The 1,437-nt window shown below is 55.0% G+C and carries 1 protein-coding gene; it reads left to right on the plus strand.

Annotated elements, in window-relative coordinates; genetic code table 11:
- Positions 1–36 precede the first annotated feature (36 nt).
- Positions 37–1,403, plus strand: a protein-coding gene (locus tag LK542_RS24750; RefSeq protein WP_227813980.1) for an IS3 family transposase whose coding sequence is annotated in 2 segments (ribosomal slippage) — positions 37–502 and positions 502–1,403 — 1,368 coding nt in all. Because the reading frame shifts where the segments join, the coding sequence is not laid out codon by codon here.
- Positions 1,404–1,437 lie beyond the last annotated feature (34 nt).

Below are 1,437 nucleotides of genomic sequence, written 5' to 3' on the forward strand. Positions count from 1 at the left end.
CCCCCAAAAGTTGGACACAACTTTTGGGGTTTTTTCATGACCAAGTACAGCGAGCAATTCAAGCTCGCGGTTGTCCAAGACTATCTAGCCGACAGCTCTATTGGGTATCGTGGGATCGCGAAGCGGCACGGGTTGACGACCCATGCCATGTTGGAGAGGTGGGTAATGGCCTACCGCGCCCATGGGAACGCGGGACTGAGCAAGAAGTTCAGCAAGTACAGTGCCGAGTTCAAACTGTCGGTGCTACGGCACATGTGGGACAATCAGCTCTCCATGCTCCAGACTGCCGCCAAGTTCGACATTCGTCACCATGCAATGGTTGGTATCTGGGAGCGAGCATATCGAGATGGGGGCATCGAGGCATTGATGCCGCGCCCACGAGGAAGATCCAAAGAAATGCCGACGCCAGAACCAGCGCCAGAAAGTCCACCCGACGATGACAAGCTCAGCCACGAGCAATTGCTGGCCGAGGTGAAGCAGCTGCGCATGGAGCTCGCTTACACAAAAAAATTGCAAGCCTTAGTTCAGGCCCGGCAGAAGCAAGTGCCGCAGAAAAAGCGCAAGTAGTGCATGAACTAAGGCAGCTGTTTCCGATGGCGGACTTACTGAAACTGGCCAATCTGGCGCGCAGCACTTTTTACTATCAGCGGAAATCTCTTCAGGCTGTCGACAAGTACGAGCAACTCAAGGAACAGATTCGGACGATCTTCAACAGCCACAAGGGCCGCTACGGTTACAGGCGCATCACGGCCGGGCTGCGCCAGTTGGGACGCCAGGTGAATCACAAGACGGTCCAGCGTCTGATGGGCACGCTGGGCTTGAAATCGCTGGTACGACCGAAGAAGTACCACTCGTTCAAGGGCGAGGTGGGCCACGCTGCGTCCAATGCGTTGCAGCGTCGGTTCAACGCAAAAACCGCAAATCAGAAGTGGGTGACGGACGTAACGGAATTCCACGTGGCTGGAGAAAAGCTCTACCTGTCACCGGTCTTGGACCTGTACAACGGGGAGATCGTCGCTTTTGAGACGAGCAAACGTCCTGCCTTTGAGCTGGTCAATTCGATGCTCAAGAAAGCGCTAGCCAAGCTCGGACCAAATGAGAGGCCAATGCTGCACTCCGACCAGGGATGGCAGTACAGGATGCCCGCCTATCAACGTCAGCTCCAGGAGCGTCAACTCGTGCAGAGCATGTCTCGCAAGGGCAACTGCCTCGACAATGCGGCGATGGAAAGCTTCTTCGCTGTGCTCAAGTCCGAGTACTTCTACCTGAACAGGTTCGAAAGCATCGATGAGTTACGCGACGGCCTGGCTGACTACATCCACTATTACAATAACGACCGCATCAAGCTCAAATTAAAAGGCCTGAGCCCCGTTCAGTACAGGACTCAGGCCTTGGCCGCTTAGCAAACTAACCGTCCAACTTTACGGGGTCAGTTCA

The sequence above is a fragment of the Massilia sp. IC2-477 genome, assembly GCF_020707265.1.
In the GTDB taxonomy this organism is placed as follows: domain Bacteria; phylum Pseudomonadota; class Gammaproteobacteria; order Burkholderiales; family Burkholderiaceae_D; genus Telluria.